The sequence below is a fragment of the Bacillus sp. RC240 genome, from assembly GCF_044907945.1.
GTDB lineage: Bacteria > Bacillota > Bacilli > Bacillales > Bacillaceae_G > Bacillus_A > Bacillus_A mycoides.
Genome location: NZ_JBIYCT010000001.1, coordinates 1,121,766 through 1,139,747, shown reverse-complemented (window position 1 = coordinate 1,139,747; position 17,982 = coordinate 1,121,766). Strand labels below are relative to the sequence as shown.

The 17,982-nt window shown below is 36.1% G+C and carries 9 protein-coding genes, 2 pseudogenes and 1 riboswitch; of the genes and pseudogenes, 9 read left to right on the top strand and 2 right to left on the bottom strand.

Translation table 11 applies throughout. The features are described 5' to 3' along the window. The first annotated feature begins 192 nt into the window (after nucleotides 1-192). From ABH955_RS05910 to ABH955_RS05885, 6 genes and pseudogenes are all read left to right on the top strand, one after another. Nucleotides 193-2,229 (top strand): alpha-helical endospore appendage domain-containing protein, encoded by a 2,037-nt coding sequence (locus ABH955_RS05910; RefSeq protein ID WP_404453893.1) that lies wholly within the window; start codon nucleotides 193-195, stop codon nucleotides 2,227-2,229. Between the two features lie 63 nt (nucleotides 2,230-2,292). Next, nucleotides 2,293-3,957, top strand: a complete 1,665-nt coding sequence (locus ABH955_RS05905) for an alpha-helical endospore appendage domain-containing protein (protein ID WP_002068932.1) — start codon at nucleotides 2,293-2,295, stop codon at nucleotides 3,955-3,957. A 44-nt stretch (nucleotides 3,958-4,001) separates the two neighbouring features. Then, complete coding sequence (locus ABH955_RS05900; protein WP_016126991.1) at nucleotides 4,002-4,727, top strand: DUF11 domain-containing protein; 726 nt, start codon at nucleotides 4,002-4,004, stop codon at nucleotides 4,725-4,727. A 103-nt stretch (nucleotides 4,728-4,830) separates the two neighbouring features. Then, entirely contained in the window at nucleotides 4,831-5,484 is a 654-nt protein-coding gene (locus ABH955_RS05895; protein ID WP_404490956.1) for a DUF11 domain-containing protein, read from the top strand. A 36-nt stretch (nucleotides 5,485-5,520) separates the two neighbouring features. Further along, on the top strand, nucleotides 5,521-8,001 hold the full coding sequence (locus ABH955_RS05890) for an RICIN domain-containing protein (RefSeq protein ID WP_404490955.1): 2,481 nt from the start codon (nucleotides 5,521-5,523) through the stop codon (nucleotides 7,999-8,001). 158 nt (nucleotides 8,002-8,159) lie between these two features. Further along, nucleotides 8,160-8,300, top strand: a pseudogene (locus tag ABH955_RS05885) (ABC transporter ATP-binding protein); the annotation flags it as partial. 587 nt (nucleotides 8,301-8,887) lie between these two features. Here the strand turns inward: ABH955_RS05885 and glsA are convergent. Both glsA and brnQ read right to left on the bottom strand, forming a co-directional pair. Continuing rightward, nucleotides 8,888-9,817, bottom strand: a complete 930-nt coding sequence (glsA, locus tag ABH955_RS05880) for a glutaminase A (RefSeq protein ID WP_078214540.1) — start codon at nucleotides 9,815-9,817, stop codon at nucleotides 8,888-8,890. 550 nt (nucleotides 9,818-10,367) lie between these two features. Further along, complete coding sequence (gene brnQ, locus ABH955_RS05875) at nucleotides 10,368-11,693, bottom strand: branched-chain amino acid transport system II carrier protein (protein ID WP_003189324.1); 1,326 nt, start codon at nucleotides 11,691-11,693, stop codon at nucleotides 10,368-10,370. An 891-nt stretch (nucleotides 11,694-12,584) separates the two neighbouring features. On the opposite strand from brnQ, the gene ABH955_RS05870 reads away from it, so the two are divergent. The 3 genes and pseudogenes from ABH955_RS05870 to ABH955_RS05860 all read left to right on the top strand — a co-directional run bounded on the left by ABH955_RS05870 (nucleotide 12,585) and on the right by ABH955_RS05860 (nucleotide 17,971). Next, on the top strand, nucleotides 12,585-14,489 hold the full coding sequence (locus ABH955_RS05870; protein ID WP_404453885.1) for an S-layer homology domain-containing protein: 1,905 nt from the start codon (nucleotides 12,585-12,587) through the stop codon (nucleotides 14,487-14,489). Nucleotides 14,490-15,052: 563 nt separating this feature from the next. Continuing rightward, a riboswitch (M-box (ykoK) riboswitch) is annotated at nucleotides 15,053-15,229 on the top strand. Nucleotides 15,230-15,440: 211 nt separating this feature from the next. Continuing rightward, nucleotides 15,441-16,769, top strand: a complete 1,329-nt coding sequence (gene mgtE / locus ABH955_RS05865; protein WP_002185814.1) for a magnesium transporter — start codon at nucleotides 15,441-15,443, stop codon at nucleotides 16,767-16,769. 89 nt (nucleotides 16,770-16,858) lie between these two features. After that, a pseudogene (locus tag ABH955_RS05860) lies at nucleotides 16,859-17,971 on the top strand (FtsW/RodA/SpoVE family cell cycle protein). The last annotated feature ends 11 nt before the right edge of the window (nucleotides 17,972-17,982 follow it).

The window sequence follows — 17,982 nt, the reverse complement described above, 5'->3', positions numbered from 1 at the left end:
AAAAATCAGATAAATAATGATAAATAGAAAGAACATTTAATTATAGATATAGTTTTTCAGTGAGTGAAATATAATTCGTGTTATCAAATATTTACATAGGAGGCAATTATATGAATTAAAATCCCCCCTTAAGTTTTATTAAAAAATAAAATAATAGTTATTATTCTAGTTGTTATAGAAAGGACGAAGAGAATGTCAATAGTTCAGCGTTATACAACGACTACAAATGGTGCGATGACGTTTACAGGTAATACGCTAGGATTTGGTTCGAATAATCCTAGCTATAATGACATTGGAGCATTCATTACGTTGGATCTTACCCAACAAGTCCCAAGTTATCCAATAGGTAGTACATTGAATTGGAAATTGAATGCTTCTCAAGCATTTCTGAAATTTCCTGTAGCTAGTGAAGTGCTGTATGCAGAGTTGATTTGGGGAGGTACCTCAAAATTTAATGCAGTGGATGTTACAGGAGATATTAACGTTCCCATTTCCTTAACTAACCCACAAGGTTCAATACAAACAATATCTCCTGATGCTACAACGGCCCAAGTAGTAGTGCATGAAAATCACACATTTTATATTCGTACAGCTGATGTTACTAAACTAATAAAGGCGAGTGGGGCAGGTTCTTATACTGTAAGTGGGGTACCAGCCACAATCCAACGGCCAAGTAAAAGTAATGCAGCAGGATGGACGCTTGCTGTTATATATAAAAATCCTTCTTTACCTTCACGAAATATGAACTTATATGTTGGTGTGGCATCTGTTGAAAGAGGGAATGTAGTGGATCAAAAAATTAAAGGTTTTGGGACACCTGAATCCAAACCGTTTCAGGCAAGAGCTTTATTGAATGCTATCGAAGGCGATAGTTTCATTTCTAAGGACCAATTTTTATTTGGTCCATCCCCAGGCCAATTACAAGCCATTTCTGGACCGAATAACTTAGTGGATAACTTTTTCGCTTCACAGATTAATGATGATGGTGGAAATTTAGATACTAGTGGGACAGCGGGAAATAGTAATGTAACCCCAGGGCAAAAACAGTCTACACAGCGCTATGGCTGGGATATTACGAATGTGGATATTTCAAACGCCATGGAAATCTCACAAACTGAAGCGATTGCTCGGTTCAAAACAGATATGGATGGATTCATCCTTTCTGGATTAGGGATTCAAATTGATGTGAATAGTCCGGAACTTAAGATAGACAAACAAGTGGATAAAGATATAGCAATAGTCGGAGACGAGTTAACTTACACAATTTTAGTAGAAAATAGTGGACTAGTAGAAGCACAGAATTCCATTTTTAAAGATATTCTTCCAGATGAGTTAGAATTTGTGCAGAACAGCTTAACTATCGATGGGCAAGCCAAACCCGGAGAAAATCCAGCTAAAGGAGTCAATATCGGATCTGTAAGCATAGAAGGACCAGTCGAGATCATATTTAAAGTGAAAGTGATTGCAGTCCCTACAGATGGAAAGGTGACTAATACGGGTGAGCTGGATTACGAGTTCCAAAGTGCAGCGGGTTTACCTCTCACATCAGGATCTAGTAGCTCAAATGAAGTAAATACTATCATTAAGCATGTACAAGTCGATCTCGTGAAAAGTGAAGATCGTTCGGTTTACGATAAAAGGGGAGGTATTATCACCTACACGCTCGATATTACCAATAATGGAGATACTTCAGTAAATGCACTTTTTATTAAAGATGTCATACCTACAGGAACGGTACTCGTTCCAGGGAGTTTAAAAGTAAATGGTGCACCGGTGCTTGATGATTTAACAACAGGAATTCCTCTTGGTACATTAATTCCTGACCAAACAGCTGTGATTACATTTCAAGTAGCGTTACAAAGTCCGTTGCCAGTGAAAGTAGATAACCAAGCAGAGGCAATTTATCAATTTCAGCTGAAACCAGGTAGCAATGTGCGTGAGGAAGTAGTAACAAGTAACCTAATTACGGCGTGGTTGGAGACCGATTGTCAAAAAGCACAAAATCAGATTTTTGAATCAGTAGCACAACAAGAGCTCGGTTTGATGAAAATCCTTCAAGCAGAAAGTGTAAAGGTACAAGAAGCGGTAAAGGCATTTGAAGAAGAAAGAATCTCTGCCCAAGAACTTGCTAGGATTAATCAGAGTGTCGAAAAAGTAGTCCAAAAAGCTACACAGTTGGAGAAATTATTAAAAGATAAATTAGAAATTGCTAAGCAGATTTGTTGTTAGTAGATTAATGAGAAAGAAGCACAAGAATTTATAGCTTTATTTAGATTGAAAAGGGGGAAGAATATGCCATTTATTCATCGTTTCACCCAAACAACCAATGGTGCGATTACATTTACAGGAAATACATTAGGTTATGCAGATGGAAGTACAGATATCGGGGCTTTTTTGACAACAGATAGTTCTAAACAAGTGTCAGGCTATCCAGCTGGAAGTACAATGAACTGGCAAGAAAATTCCTCTTTGGCTATGCTGAGAATCCCTGCAGACAGTGAAATATTGTATGCCGAGTTGATCTGGGGTGGATCGACTAAAGATCAATATACTGATGTTCGTTCAGCTATCAATACTTCGATTACTTTTACCACCCCAGCTGCTACTGTATCCATCGCACCAGATGCCTTCACTGCACGAGAAGAGTCCGTCTTTGGCGGTCAAGTTTTCTATGTTCGCTCTGCGAATGTAACTGAATTTGTACAAAAAGGTGGAGCTGGAACTTATATAGTAGGTGGTATTCCCGGAACGGTAAGAGATTGTACTTTTTTTCTAGCTTCTACCAATACAGTGGGATGGACGTTGGCTGTCGCTTATAAACATCCATTACTTAAAATTCGAAATATGAATATTTATGTTGGGTCTCAAGTGATTTCTATGTCTAATCCTCCAGTGGATGAGCTGATTTATAATTTTAAAACCCCAGAAGGTGGGGATATCCAGGGACGTGTCATGCTTACGGCACTGGAAGGAAACTCTAATCTTCCTGGCGATCGCTTTGAATTTGGTCCCAATCGTTCGTCGCTTTCGGTGATATCTGGGCCGAATAATCCTGGAAATAATTTTTTTGCGTCGCAGATTAACGATGATCTAGGAAATTTAGATACTAGTGGAACTGCTGGAACGCTCAATAAGCCTCTTGGATCAGACGGATTTGGCGTACGATCGGGTTGGGATATCACGAATGTAGATATTTCTCACACGTTGCATCATAGTCAAACCGAGGCAATCGCCCGTATTGCGACGGCGCAAGATACCTATTTGGTGAGTGGATATGGAGTACAGATTGACGCCAATAGCCCAATCGTAAAAATGAATAAGTCGGGGGATAAAAAACAAGCTGTAGTAGGTGAAATAGTAACTTACACTTTGGAAGTAAAAAATGATGGCTATGTAGATGCGACTAATGTGATTTTTCAGGACTACTTAGATCCAGAACTTGAATATTTACCAGATAGTTTACGAATCAGAGGTGCGGCATGGCCAGGACAAGATATTGCTAAGGGTGTGAACATTGGTACTTTGGCTGTAGGAGAAACAGTCCTCATCACGTATCAAGCGAAAATCATGAAAGAGCCTGATGATAAAGTGGTGCATAATCAAGCATCGATGATCTTTGATTTTCAGAGTAGACCAGATTTACCTATTTCGACAGCGACGAGTATTAGTAACAAACCTGGGATTGAAGTGATTGAGCCACCTACCTGTGAAGAAGGGAAAAATCAGATTATCCAAACGATTGCTGAGGCGGAACAAAGCATTGCTAGGATTATGCGGGCAGAAGCAGAAAAAATTGAAGTAGCTGCTCGTGCGTTTGGAGATAAGAAAATAGGAGTCCAAGATCTCATCGCTGTCAATGAAAGTGTGGAGGATATGTTAGACAGCCTAATCGTACTAGAATCAGTGCTTAAAGATAAACTCGCTGTTACCCAAGAAATTTGTGATTTTTGCTCATAACATCCATATATAATTTGATTCGATGATGGAAAGGGTGATGAAATATGTCTCAAAGTCGGGGGTATGTAAATATGAAAACTGAGGCGAATAGATTAATGGAGGATAGTCTGAAGATGGAAATAAATAAAAAAGTAAACAAAAATGAGGCAAAAGTAAAAGATATTTTGACTTATACCGTTCTTGTAACAAATATGGATCCGGTTGACGCACAAAACACTCTTTTGAAAGATATCCTTCCAAAAGAGTTGAAGTTTGTTCCAGGTAGTGTTTTTGTGGATGGTGTGCCTCAACCTAGTGTGAATGTAAATAATGGGATTAAGCTAGGAATGGTAGGAACAGGAGAACTGATTGAAGTGACATTTCAAGCGAAAGTAATCAATATTCCTCCAGATGAGCTAGTGAAAAATAAAGCCACCTTAAATTATGAATTTGAAAGTGCTTCTGGATCGCCTATCAAAAAAGGAGAAGCAGCCAGTAATATAACAGAGACAAAAGTGATTGTGCGTCCTCCTACTAACTGTGAGAACAATCAAAGTACCATTGAATTTTCAATTAAACAGGAAGAGAAGGCCATTCAGGAGTTACTGGATGCAGAAGCAGAAAAAATAAAGACGGCAAATCAAGCCTTTAATAGTGGCAGGATTACAAAAAATGAACAGAATTTGATTATTCAGAGTGAAAATAGTGTTTCTCAAACATTATCTACATTGAAACAAGAACTACAGAACAAGAGAAATACGATTCAGGATTTATGTAGTGGTTGTAAGTAGAGAAGAAGAGGATGTCTTACTTTTCCTCAGATGCTTTTGAAAAATAGGGAATCTGATTCATCACTAATAAGGTATGAATTACAGAAAAGAAAGGGAGAGGCACATGTCTAATTTTCCGAAAGTGAGTATAGAAAAGGAAGTAGACAAAATTGATGCGGTGGTAGGAGATATTCTAACATATACGTTTACCATTTCCAATGATAGTCTAATTGATGTTACTAATTGTCATTTTAAGGATTTTCTATCAGAAGAGGTGCAGTTTGTCCCGAATAGTGTGGAAATTGACGGTGAATCAAAACCTGGTGAAGATCCAACGAAAACGATTGTACTTGATAGACTATCCATTGAAGGGCCTATCATCATTACATTTAAAGTTGAAGTGATTAAACCCCATTCTAGTGGAGTGATTAGGAATAAAGCTTACATGGGCTCTCAGTATTCAGGTGGTTATGTAGATGCGGTCAGTAACGAAGTACAAACCAATGTGCCAGCAGGACGAACAACCTGTGAATGGTCACGTGACTTAATCATTCATTCCATCGCACAAGAGGAAAAAGGCCTAGCCACGATTCTTTACATGGAAGGCGAAAAGATTCAAGCAGCAATTAATTCATTCCGAGGTGGCCAGATTAAAGTGACGGATTTGCTAGCAATTAACAAGAGTGCAAAGGAAGCAGTTCAGCAAATTGCTAATCTGGAAAAAGAGTTGAAGAAAAAGTTAGATCAAGTTAAAGACCTATGTTGTGGTTGTAAGTAGGGATAGGAATAGATAAATAGAGAAAGGGTGAGAATCATGGCGTTTATTCAGCGATATTCAACCACGACTAACGGGGCGGTTACTTTTACTGGCAACACACTGGGTCTAAGTAATATAAATATCAGTTATACAGATATTGGTGCATTTATCACATTAGATTTGTCTAAGCAGGTACCAGGATATCCTGCAGGTACCACACTAGATTGGAAAGAAAATGCTTCTGCTGCACAGCTTCGCTTACCAACGGGAAGCATAGTATTATATGCAGAGCTAATTTGGGGTGGATCAACAAAAACGAGTACCGAGGATGTGACGAGTGAAATAGATCGGGCCATAACGTTAATCTCACCAAAAGGGAGCACCCTCATTACGCCAGATCCGACTACGAGTCAGCAAGTAGCTCAGGCGAACCAAATATTTTATGTTCGCTCTGCCAATGTTACTAGTTTTATAGATGCAGGTGGGGCTGGTAATTATACTGTCAGTGGTGTACCAGCGACAGTACAAAGATATAAAGGGAACAACGTGGGGGGATGGACTTTATCTGTGGTTTATAAAGATCCTACACTGTCTCTTCGAAATATGAACATTCATGTCGGAACTGCATCGATTGAGAAAACGGGATCAGTAAGCCAGAAAATTTCTGGCTTCTCTACGCCTGAACTTGGTGATGTCAAAGCAAGATTGTTGCTAACCGCAATGGAAGGAGATTCAAAGATTCCAGGAGATCAGTTACTTTTTGGAAAAGATGCCTCTTCTTTAAAGCCCATTTCAGGTCCCAATAATCCGATTGACAACTTCTTTGCTTCACAAATTAATGATGATGCAGGGAATCTAGATACGAGTGGTACCTATGGGAATGTAAATGTCATACCAGGAAGTGCCGGACCAGCAGTTCGTTATAATTGGGATATTACCAATGTGGACGCTTCTACAGCTATGGAGAATTCACAAACGGAGGCATTAGTTCAACTGACTTCGAAATCAGATGGTTATATAGTGACAGGTCTGGGTGTCCAAATTGATGTGAATAGTCCAGAAATCAAAATTAATAAAGAAGTAGATAAAGAAGCAGCTATCGTGGGTGAAATCCTTACTTACACTCTATTAATTGAAAACAGTGGAATGACCGAAGCACAAAAAACTATTTTAAAAGACACTCTTCCACCAGAATTAAAGTTTGTTGAAGACAGCTTACAGATCGATGGCGTTCCTATACCTGGTGGAGATCCGACAAAAGGAGTAGACATTGGTTCCATATCTATCGAAGGCCCGACGGAAGTTACCTTTCAAACCTTAGTATTAAAAGTGCCACCAGACAATAGAGCGGTGAATAAAGCTACTGTCGTGTATGATTTCCAAAGTGCCCCAGGCTTACCGGTCTCTTCAGGTACAGCAGATAGTAATGAAGCCATTACGGTCATTCGAAAAGTAGAGGTAGAGGTAGTGAAACGGCAAGACATGTCAGTTTATGTCAAGGCAGGTAACATTATAACCTATACCATTGAAGTTGCTAATACAGGTGATACACAACTGACCGATGTCGTAATTGAGGATCAAATTCCAAATGGAACGAAGTTGGTTCCAGGCAGTTTACAGATAGATGGGCGCCCTCTCTCAGGCAATATAGAAAATGGCGTGAATATTGGTACGGTAGAGCCCGGGACGACGACAAGAGTCACCTTCCAAGTGTTGATTGATAACCCAGTGCCTAAGAAAGTGACAAACAAAGCAAAAGTTGATTATAAATATAAGCTTATTCCTGATGGACAAATTTATCGTAAAGTAGAAATGACGAATGAAGTGACAGCTATTCACGAAAGCAATTGTAAAGAAGCACAGAAGAAAATCGTGACAGGTATTGGAGAAGCTGAGTTAGCGGCTGCAGGAGTAATCGTAGCAGAAAAATTAAAAATACAAGATGCAATTCGGGCCTTCAACGAAGGGAAGCAGAGTGCAGAAGAATTACTCAATGAGAATGAACAGTTGACCCACAAACTAACAAAAACAATTTTAGACGAAAAATTGCAACAAGATACATTGCAAAAAGCAAAAATACTTTGTTGCGATGGTATTGAAGGGATTGACTACAGTGGTGTCTATATCATCAAAAATAAAGGAAGTCAAAAAGTATTAGATATATCTAGCGCCTCAAAGGATAATGGTGTAAACGTCCAACAATGGGATTATAACGGCGGAGATCATCAAAAATGGGAACTAGAGAAGATGGCAGATGGGTATTATAAAATCAAAGCAGTTCATAGTGGAAAATTGCTTACTGTGTCCGGAGCTTCAAACAGTGATGGTGCGAATGTAGAACAATGGGAAGACATTGGTGGAGATCATCAAAAATGGAAAATCGAAAAAAATTCGGATGGAACGCTTAAATTGATAGCTAAGCATAGCGGCCAATTACTTGATCTGAAGAGTAGTATACAAAACAATGGTGCTAATATTCAACAATGGCCAGACAATGGTACAGATGCTCAATGTTGGGAATTGACAAAATTAAAATAATACTTTTTATAAAATAAAGTATGTGTTTCGATATAGTAGCACAAAGTAGAAGTATTTGCTTTTAATAAAAACGGTAGAATAAACTTTAAAAAGAAAAGACATGAGTCATTGAGAAGTATAGACTCATGTCTTTTTTGTGTTATGGTGTAAAAAATTATTTAATAGAAGAAATTGAAAATACATTTGATGAGGTAATCTTTTTAAAAGACGGAAATATTGTATTACATGAAAACGTAGAGGAAATTCGTTTTCATCAAGGTAAAGCAGTACATGAGTTGTTTAGGGAGGTTTTTGAGTAATGAATTCACTTTTATAGAGGTATCGTGGATTCTTTAGATGTATGAAAATAAAAACTGTTCGAAAATGTATTAATAATGGAATGTGAAGCCAATCATCCCTAAAGTGATTCCAAAAGAAAAACTTAAGACTATTCAAATTCCAACCCTCTTATTGATGGGCGTAATGATTGGTACCATGATACCTCAAACCGGATTATATATCATTGTAATACTATTAATGATTTTGTTTACAACCACTTGGGTTACCATGAATCGACAAATTCACAGTCAACCTATAGAGTAGAATCTGCTCCCTTATTTTTGGGTGTGAGGCAAAGCATGGAGAGCAGAGTATTTCCTAAAAAAGTGCTCCTAGATAAATCTAGGAGCACTTTTTTGGATGTAGTTACTGGTTTTATTGGATGGTGAACACCAGCAGTTAGATAATAACTTATGAATGTGAACTACTCACCACTTAGCAAAGTTTGAAGAGGGAGCTTCTTAGTTCCACGACGAAAGTAACCTTTCGTCTCCCTGAGCTTTACTTCGAGGTGTTCCACCCCTAGATGTCCAACGCTTGAGGAAGGAGAATTCTTTCGGGGAATTCGTTAAAACATACTCCAGCCTTCTTGTGCGGAAAGTAGTTCTAGCATTTTAAAACCAGCTATACTATTTCCGTTAGCATCTAAAGCGGGTCCAAAAATACCAATTCCCATTTCTCCTTTTACGCATCCGAATATCCCACCGGCAACCCCACTCTTGGCGGGTATTCCGACGCGAATTGCAAATTCACCAGATTCGTTGTACATGCCGCATGTGACCATAAATGTTTTACAAATTTTTGTTATATGTTCCGGAACGATTTGTTTTTTTCTATATGGATCATATCCATCCATTGCAAAAATCAAACCAATCCGTGCTAAATCAATGCAGTTTACCTCAATTGCACATTGACGTGTGTATAAGTCCATTAACGCCTCTACATCGCCATTGATAATGTCATTTTGTTTCATATAGTAGCAAAGAGAACGATTTAAGTAAGCTGTTTCTAATTCAGAGCCGGCTACTTTTGAAGAGTAATTAATTGTAGGATTGACCGTAATATCACGCACAAAGGAAAGAATCCGTTCCATCTTCTCGTCATTACTATCCCCTGTTAATATACTTGTAATCGCTAGTGCTCCTGCGTTAATCATTGGATTGAGTGGTTTAGAAGGGTTAGCTGTTTCTAGTTTAATAATAGAATTAAATGGGTCACCAGTTGGCTCCATTCCAACTTTAGAAAATACATACTCTTCGCCACGCTCTAAAAGTGCAAGTGCAAGCGTAATTACTTTTGAAATACTTTGAAGGGTCAAAAGCGTTTGGGAGTTCCCGGCATGGATATAATCTGTTTCTTTATGATAAATTGCAATCCCTAAATCATCTGGATTTGCATTTCTTAGTTCTGGGATATAAGTAGCCAGTTTACCTTTTTTTGTATATGATTGTACTTGGTCTAGTAACTGTTCTAGGTTATTTGTTTGAATACAGTGCATAACTAATACGTCCTTTTCCTTTTTATCTTTTTCCGCCAGAAGACTTCCTCCTCAATTTGTGTGAAGGTGTGATAGCACTAGCAGATAGGTGGCAGATGAATGTCGGATGGCGTAAGTCAAAATGTTTGCTAGCATATACTTGTACAGATTGCTCTTTGAAAACTGAAGAAATGAGGTTGGTTGCAGAAAAATCGTTGCAATCGTAAAATCTTCAACGTTCCATCGTCCCACGCTTGCCGAAGTTGCGAAAACCAAGCTAAAGTAGGAAGCGTGATGAGTCAACGTACAAGACACTTCAGTTCTTACCGTAGGAACTACGGGCAGAGCCTGCTAAGATAACTGGTGGATACATCGGTGTTCGCAGGAATCCCCCACTTCAAACATCTCGTAAGAGTGTTAAGTGGGGGAGTTCAAAGAAGCTAACATAATGTTATTACCAGGAAAAATCCAATCCCGATACTATTTTCGTTTATATATTTTCTTTTTGTACACGAATCAGACGCCCCTTTAGAGTTACATTGTTCCAATGATTACAATTGCCTTAATGATTTTACGTAGTAGAACACTGTTTAGTTCTTCCTGAAATCATCAAACCAATCAAACTGCCAAGTAAGGCTATTAAAATCCATCCCATTCCTTCGTTATATAGAGGAACGTATTGCATGAAAGTAAGCAACGAGTCACTAGCAAGTTCTGCTGTTTCTAATCCTTGTACTATACTAATCAGTAATGCTCCTAAAACTGATCCAACATAGACAGCCTGCTTATCTTTTATAAATCGATCAAAAAAAGCGAGGATAATTAGCACAATTGCTACAGGATAGATAACAATTAGGATAGGTAGGGAAAGTTTAATTAGCATAGACAAACCAAGGTTTGATACTCCAAAGCTAAATAAGCAAATAATTAAAATGATTTTGTTATAAGAAATCTTTGGAAATAGTGTTGTGAAAAATCTCCCACATGCTGAAACGAGTCCTACAGATGTAGTTAAACATGCGAATAACATTGTAATTCCTAATAAGGAAAGACCATATTGCCCAAATAAATGTTGTACTAAATTTGTTAATAACACACTTCCGTTTTCAAATGTGCCAAATGTTTGAGAAGTAGCTCCAATATAAGCAAGTGATATATATATGATAGATAATCCAAGTGCGGCTATAAGCCCTGCTACTATAGTAGATTTAGCAATGGATTTTTTATTTGTAACACCTTTTTCTTTTATAGCGTTAATTACGATAATTCCAAATACGAGAGCAGCAAGGGCATCCATTGTTAAAAACCCTTCAATAAATCCTTTGAAAAAAGGAGCTTCCTGATATGAATCAGAGGGTGTTGAAATAGATCCAACTGGTGAAGAAATTGCTTTAACAATAATAATACTAATCATGATTAGTAACAGCGGGGTTAAATATTTTCCAATTCTATCTACCAATTTAGAGGGATTTAAAGATAGATAATACGTTATAGCGAAATATGCAAATGTGTATAGGAGTAATATATACCATTGATTTTGCATGGTGTTACTTAAAAAGGGGGCAACTGCCATTTCATATGAAACAGTGCCTGTACGAGGAATGGCGAAAAAAGGGCCAATTGCTAAATAAATGATAAGAGGGATAATAACACCACAGGCGGGGTGAATCCTACTAGCAAGGGTACTAACATTTCCACCAAAAAGGGAAATAGCAGCGATGGCTAGTAATGGAAGTCCAATACTACTCACAACAAATCCCGAAATCGATATCCAAATATTCGTTCCAGATGAATATCCTAATAATGGAGGGAATATCATATTACCTGCACCGAAAAATATTGCAAACAGCATAAGTCCAATAGGGATTGTTTCTTTAAACGTTAACGATTGTTTCATAGAGCACTCTCCTTTTTTGACGAAAAATGTCGAAATTTAAGTTTTTTTCATTATAACATATGAAATTAGAAAATACAGAAAAATAAAAATGAAAAAAATCCCTTATTTTACTTGAAATACTATTTGAAATAAATAAAATGATATAAATACTCAAATTTATTGTGCTGTCTTACTCTAAATATAGAAATATCTTTATACCAAAAATTATTATATTGAAATTTAAAAGAGGATGAAGGGATCAGCAGCTATTTGTATAAGCGTCTCTTGATTAATTATTATGAATTGATTTTGCTGCGAAGTGTAATTTATTTTAGTTTTTATAATGAGGTTCACCATATCAATTAAATAGACCTGGTATAAATTCAATCGTAAATAAGTCATCCTTTCCTATGATTCTACAGATAGTAGAAGCAAAGAAAAAAGAAAAGGGACATGAACAGGAACAGGCACCGATGGAACGTGCTGTTTATTGGTGTCCGTGAGAAAACAGACCTGTTTTGAATAAGTTAATTTTATTTTGAATATATAATTACTATATATAAATATTTGAATTCAAATAACGGACATAATTTCCCCATATTCACTGCATAAAATTTTGTTAAACTCTGAAATTCAAGAGGTAAATTATTCTTTATCATTGTAGTTCTTTTTTTATACGCTACTCTAAAATGCGTGTAATTATTAGAAATATGAATATGGGAAGAGGAGGGAGAACTGTTATTAAAGATAATTTCCACTTTTATTTATATACAATAATACAGAAATGGTGGTTTTTAGCATGAAATTACAGAATATTGAAATTATTTCAGTTTGTAAATTTGCTAAAACTATTTTAAAAAAGGAGGGGGATTTAACACAGCGCAATCCGTGCATTGTGTGTTAAAAATTAATATGAATAAACGACTTTATAACGTCTTAGCAACGGTCATGGTACTTCAAATAGTAAACATAAACATTCCTACTACTTCGTTTGCAGATTCAGTAGAAAATGTAGTAACGGGAACTAAAATAACGTCTTCTGATATAGAAGCGATAAAGAGTATTGAAGATGATATGAGAGATGAGGATGGAAAAGGGGATAAAATAGATGAAAATGGTGAAATACAAGGAAACTTTATTGTAAATATCCAAAAACAAACTACTTTATATGATTCTCCTAATATACAATCTACTGTTACCAGTGAAATACCTAAACAAATAGCAACAGGAACAAAGAAGAAAGGTGACTGGTATTTTGTTCAAACAAGCTCGGGAGAAGGTTGGATATATAATAGTAATCAAGCCTTTATAGAAAGAAATATCTATACTTTACCAAATGATTCAAGAAAAATAGTAATTAATGAGAAAACAGAAGTTTATTCATCTCCATTTGATGAATTTAAAGAAAATGGTAGTTTAGAACCCCAAACACTAGATGCTATAGCACAGGCAGGAGATTGGTTTCAAATACAAACTGATGGTGAAATCAAATGGATAAAATCGCATTCTGTAAAATTTAAAGGGTCAAAACCTTCACTTATTAAGCAAAGAGCTACTACTAGTAATATATATGGTGTACCATTTACAGAATGGATTGTTCCAAAAGGTAACAATAATATTCGTCCTGGATATGCGATGAATGCAAAGTATATTACAATTCATGAAACAGATAATGAGAGCCCAGGGGCAGGTGCAAAAAATCACGCACAATATTTATATAACCAAGCAACAGGGAATACAGATCGTGCTGCTTCGTGGCATTTTACAGTGGATGATAAAGAGATTTATCAACATCTACCTTTAGATGAGAATGGGTGGCATGCAGGTGATGGAACGAATGGAACTGGAAATAGACAATCCATTGCAATTGAGATTGCTGTAAATAGTGATGGGAACTATGATAAAGCTGTGGATAACGCTCGTAAATTAACAGCATATTTGATGAGGGAGTTAGATATTTCTGTAGATCATGTGGTTAAACATCAAAATTGGAGCGGGAAAATTTGTCCATCAAAAATGATTAAAAGAGATGCTTGGAATGATTTCTTAGTTGGTACAAAAAACTATTATAACGCTAACAATAAAGATGATATTACCGGTGGTTGGTATGAAAAAGATATTCGTGAATTAGCATCGCAAGGGATTATGGTAGGAGATGGACAAGGTTCATATTGGCCGGATCGTCTTGTTACTCGAGCAGAATTTGCAACATTTATTACTAGAGCCTTAAAATTGCCTGAGGGCACTTCAAAATTTACTGATCTTAATACGGCACACCCCTCATTAATAGATGGGATTAATCGTGCAGCAGCAGCTGGAATCATTAGTGGTAGGGGAGATAATATTTTTGCTCCAAATGACACAATTAAGCGTGATGAAGTGGTCATTATGATTGATCGAGCGTTACAGTATAAAAATATTATTGGAAAGCTAGTAGACTTGCCTTTTACTGATCAGAACTTAGCGTATGATAAACAGGCTGTACAACGTGTTTATGGACTAGGGATTGTAAAAGGAAATGAAAAAAACGAATTTATGCCCAAAGGTACAGCCACTCGCGGAGAAGCTGCTGCCTTTCTGAATAGAATGCTACATGTATTAAATAATGATAACAATAATTCAATAGGTGTTGTTACCATAACTGGTTCTGGTGTAAATCTGCGCAAGGGACCTGGGACGACTTATGAAGTAATTCGTAAACTAAATAAAAATGAATCATATTCTGTATATAAGGAACAAAATGGATGGTTAAGTATTGGTGATAATCAATGGTTATTTTATGACCCTAGTTATATCTTTTTTAATAAAAATAAATAAATACTAGAAAAATCGTGTAAAACAGAAAGCATTTTTGTTAGCAAGAATGCTTTCTACTTTTTTATATTTAAATTTCAAATATTTCGAGAGATTTATATAAGGAAATCTATAAATCATTTCATTTGTATAAATCTTGTTTGAAATAAAATACAGTGAACCACTCGCCATTTAGCAATGCTTGAAGTGGAAGCTTCTCAGTTCCACGAAGAAAGCAATCATTCATCTCCGACCTACCGTTGGGCTAGCGCCCTTCACACGCTTGAGGAAGGAGCATTCTTTCGGATAATACGTTAAATATTTTATTTTTACACCATTCTTCAATTATAAAGCGTCAGGACACGTGTAATAATAAAAAAAATTAATTTAATAGTTTATAGTTTAGAAAATTTAGCGCATAAATTGTAAAGTTCGTTGTATAAATATAAATCAGTATACAGCTGTTTATATCTATGAGTTGGGAATGGTATGATATCAAAAAATGAAGAAATAAGTTTTATTATTACTTGACAAGCTCAAAAATAGTGGATATGCTTTAACACGAAACGAATAAAAAATTTAAAATATTTATAACCTGTTAGGTGAGGCTCCTATACAAACACAGGCTATTGCCCAAAAATATCGAAAGATGCCAATGGGTAGAACAGGAATTGTCGGATTAAGGCTCTTCTTAAGATAGCTAAGTGATGAAAGATTCATCCTTTACGTTGTATAGTGCCAAAACTCAACTAGGGGGAATGAGCTTTATTTAGCTATGTCTTTTTTAAATCAACCTCCTTTAGTTGAATCACTAGGGGAGGTTTTTTATATGCAAAATTTTATTTGTAATAAATCTCTTATAAAAGGGGGGAAAACTAATGATTGATGATATTGATCCCATATTTATTAAGAAATTTGTTTTCCCAGAAGTGGGAAAATGATAACAAGTGCCATTGTCCTTAAGGAGGAATTACGATGAAAAAATGTTTGCAACAATTATTAAAGACACAAGACATACACTTAGTGCGAGAGCTTATAAAAAATCAATCCTATGATATTGCAATGGAAATGAAAGATTTTCATCATAAAGATCAGATATCTTTAATGAAATATTTTCCTACTGAAAAAGGTGCGAAAATTCTTAGTTACCTTACTCCAGAGGAGCAATATAATATTTGTACCAATTTGCCTTTGGATAAAGGTGAAGAGCTATTAGCAAGGCAATCTATCGATGACCTTGTTGATGTAATTCTTTCAATTCATGCACTTCAGGCTAAAAAGCTGATACAACTTATGTCTGAAGAATCTCAACAAAGAATTAGAAGTCTGCTGGTTTTTCAATCTGGAACAGCGGGCAGTCTGATGACAATTGACTATATTGCCGCCAGGGAAAATTGGAAAGTGAAAGATACGCTGTCGCATATTAGAAAAATTGGGGCAGGGGTAGAATCAATTTCGTATATTTATGTTCTTGATACGCGTGGTCAGCTTAATGGAATTGTTTCTATTCGTGAATTATTGCTAGCTTCAGATGATAAGACTTTATCATCAATAATGGCATCAGATGTCATTTCAGTTTCAGTGGATCTAGACCAACAGGAAGCTGTACAAAAGCTAATGGATTATGATTTATCTGCTATACCTGTAACAACGATGGATAATCGGATGATAGGTATCATAACCTTTGATGATGCAATGGATGTTTTCGAAGAAGAAGCAACTGAAGATATTCAAAAATTAGGAGGGAGCACCCCATTAGATAAGCCATATTTCGAAACCTCTATTTGGCAAATATACCGTAAACGTATAGGTTGGTTATTACTTCTGTTTGTAGCGGAAGCATATACTGGTTCTGTACTTCGACATTATGAAGAAACTTTGACTCATGTAGTAGCACTGGCTTTCTTTATTCCATTGTTAATTGGAACTGGTGGAAATACAGGTACACAGGTCGTAACTACATTGGTTCGTGCTGTAGCTCTAAATGAGGTGAAATTTAAAGATATATTTCGTGTTATGAAAAAAGAAGCATTAGTAGGTATTTTACTTGGGCTTACATTAGCCGTGGCGGCATTAATTCGTGCGTACACTTTAGGCGTAGGTACAGAAGTCGCACAAGTTGTAGCTATAACTGGATTATTCATTGTTATTTGGTCGTCTATTGTTTCATCTGTATTACCCTTGATTCTAAATAAGTTAAAGTTGGATCCAGCTGTTATTTCAGGTCCGTTCATTACGACATTAGTCGATGGGACGGGGTTAATTCTGTACTTTACCATTGCAAAAATGTTATTAGGCTTATAAAAAATTTATACTAAGTTTTTATACCTAGTTTCGTTCCCGTAAAGTTTGTAGACAAGATTCTTGGAAGCATGGAGAAAGAGAGAATAGAAATGAAAAAAATATTCAAGTTACTGGATTATCCGTTGGTGTTTTCGCTTATCGTTACAATTATATTTGGAATTTTGATGATGTATAGTGCTAGCTCAATTGTTGCAGTAAAAAATTATGGTTATAGTGGTGATTTCTTTTTTCGCTCTCAATTAAATAAACTTTTTTAGGAGTAATAGGGTTAATAATTTGTATAGGACTACCTTTACATATATGGAAAAAACGCATCGTTTCCGTGTGTATTGTAATTGTAAGTATTGTATTACTATTTTTAGTTTTATGGAAAGGGAAAGTTGTTAATAATGTACAATCTTGGATATTTGGAATACAGCCTGCAGAATTTATTAAACTGGGTGTGATTATTGTACTAGCAGTTTTTTTTTCAAAGCGTCAAGAGGTGCAAAAATCATATTGGTAAGGCAGTGGTAAAGTTATTTTGTTTTTAATGTTTACGTTCTTTTTGATATACAAACAACCCAATCTAGGATCTGCATTATTAATTTCAGGAATAGGGGTAAGTATGTTTATATGTTTTGGAATAAACATTTCTATTTTAATGAAATGGATAACTGTTACTTCAATTGTTTGGGTACCGACTTTATACTTTCTTTTTAGGTTTGGTTTATCTGATGTTCAAATGGCACGTATTACAACGGTGTTCAATCCATTTCTTGATGCAAAAGGGGATGGTTACCAACTTGTAAATTCATTTATTGCCATAGGATCTGGTGTAGTTAGTGGACGTGGGTATGGAAATAGTATTCAACAGGAAGGTTTTTTACCTGAGCCTCATACTGATTTTATTATGTCAATTGTATCTGAGGAGCTTGGAATTATAGGGGTACTAATCATATTAACTGGTTTATTAACTATAGTACTTCGCTCTTTTAAGATTGCTCAAGAGTGTAAAAGTCAATTTGGAGGTCTAATATCAATAGGAATCGGGAGTATGATAGGTCTTCAATCTATTGTTAATTTAGGAGGTGTCACGGGAATGTTCTCTCTTACAGGCACCCCACCTTCCATTTATTGGTTATGGTGGAAGTTCTTTAATGGCTAATTTAATAGTAATGGGACTTTTAATAAATATCTCAATTTTCAATAAAAAAAGATAATATATTTGCTT

Excerpts from the sequence above, each read along its gene's own strand:
- ABH955_RS05910 (WP_404453893.1), top strand. The coding sequence starts at position 193 with ATGTCAATAGTTCAGCGTTATACAACGACTACAAATGGTGCGATGACG.
- ABH955_RS05905 (WP_002068932.1), top strand. The coding sequence starts at position 2,293 with ATGCCATTTATTCATCGTTTCACCCAAACAACCAATGGTGCGATTACA.
- ABH955_RS05900 (WP_016126991.1), top strand. The coding sequence starts at position 4,002 with ATGTCTCAAAGTCGGGGGTATGTAAATATGAAAACTGAGGCGAATAGA.
- ABH955_RS05895 (WP_404490956.1), top strand. The coding sequence starts at position 4,831 with ATGTCTAATTTTCCGAAAGTGAGTATAGAAAAGGAAGTAGACAAAATT.
- ABH955_RS05890 (WP_404490955.1), top strand. The coding sequence starts at position 5,521 with ATGGCGTTTATTCAGCGATATTCAACCACGACTAACGGGGCGGTTACT.
- glsA (WP_078214540.1), bottom strand. The coding sequence starts at position 9,817 with ATGCACTGTATTCAAACAAATAACCTAGAACAGTTACTAGACCAAGTA.
- brnQ (WP_003189324.1), bottom strand. The coding sequence starts at position 11,693 with ATGAAACAATCGTTAACGTTTAAAGAAACAATCCCTATTGGACTTATG.
- ABH955_RS05870 (WP_404453885.1), top strand. The coding sequence starts at position 12,585 with ATGAATAAACGACTTTATAACGTCTTAGCAACGGTCATGGTACTTCAA.
- mgtE (WP_002185814.1), top strand. The coding sequence starts at position 15,441 with ATGAAAAAATGTTTGCAACAATTATTAAAGACACAAGACATACACTTA.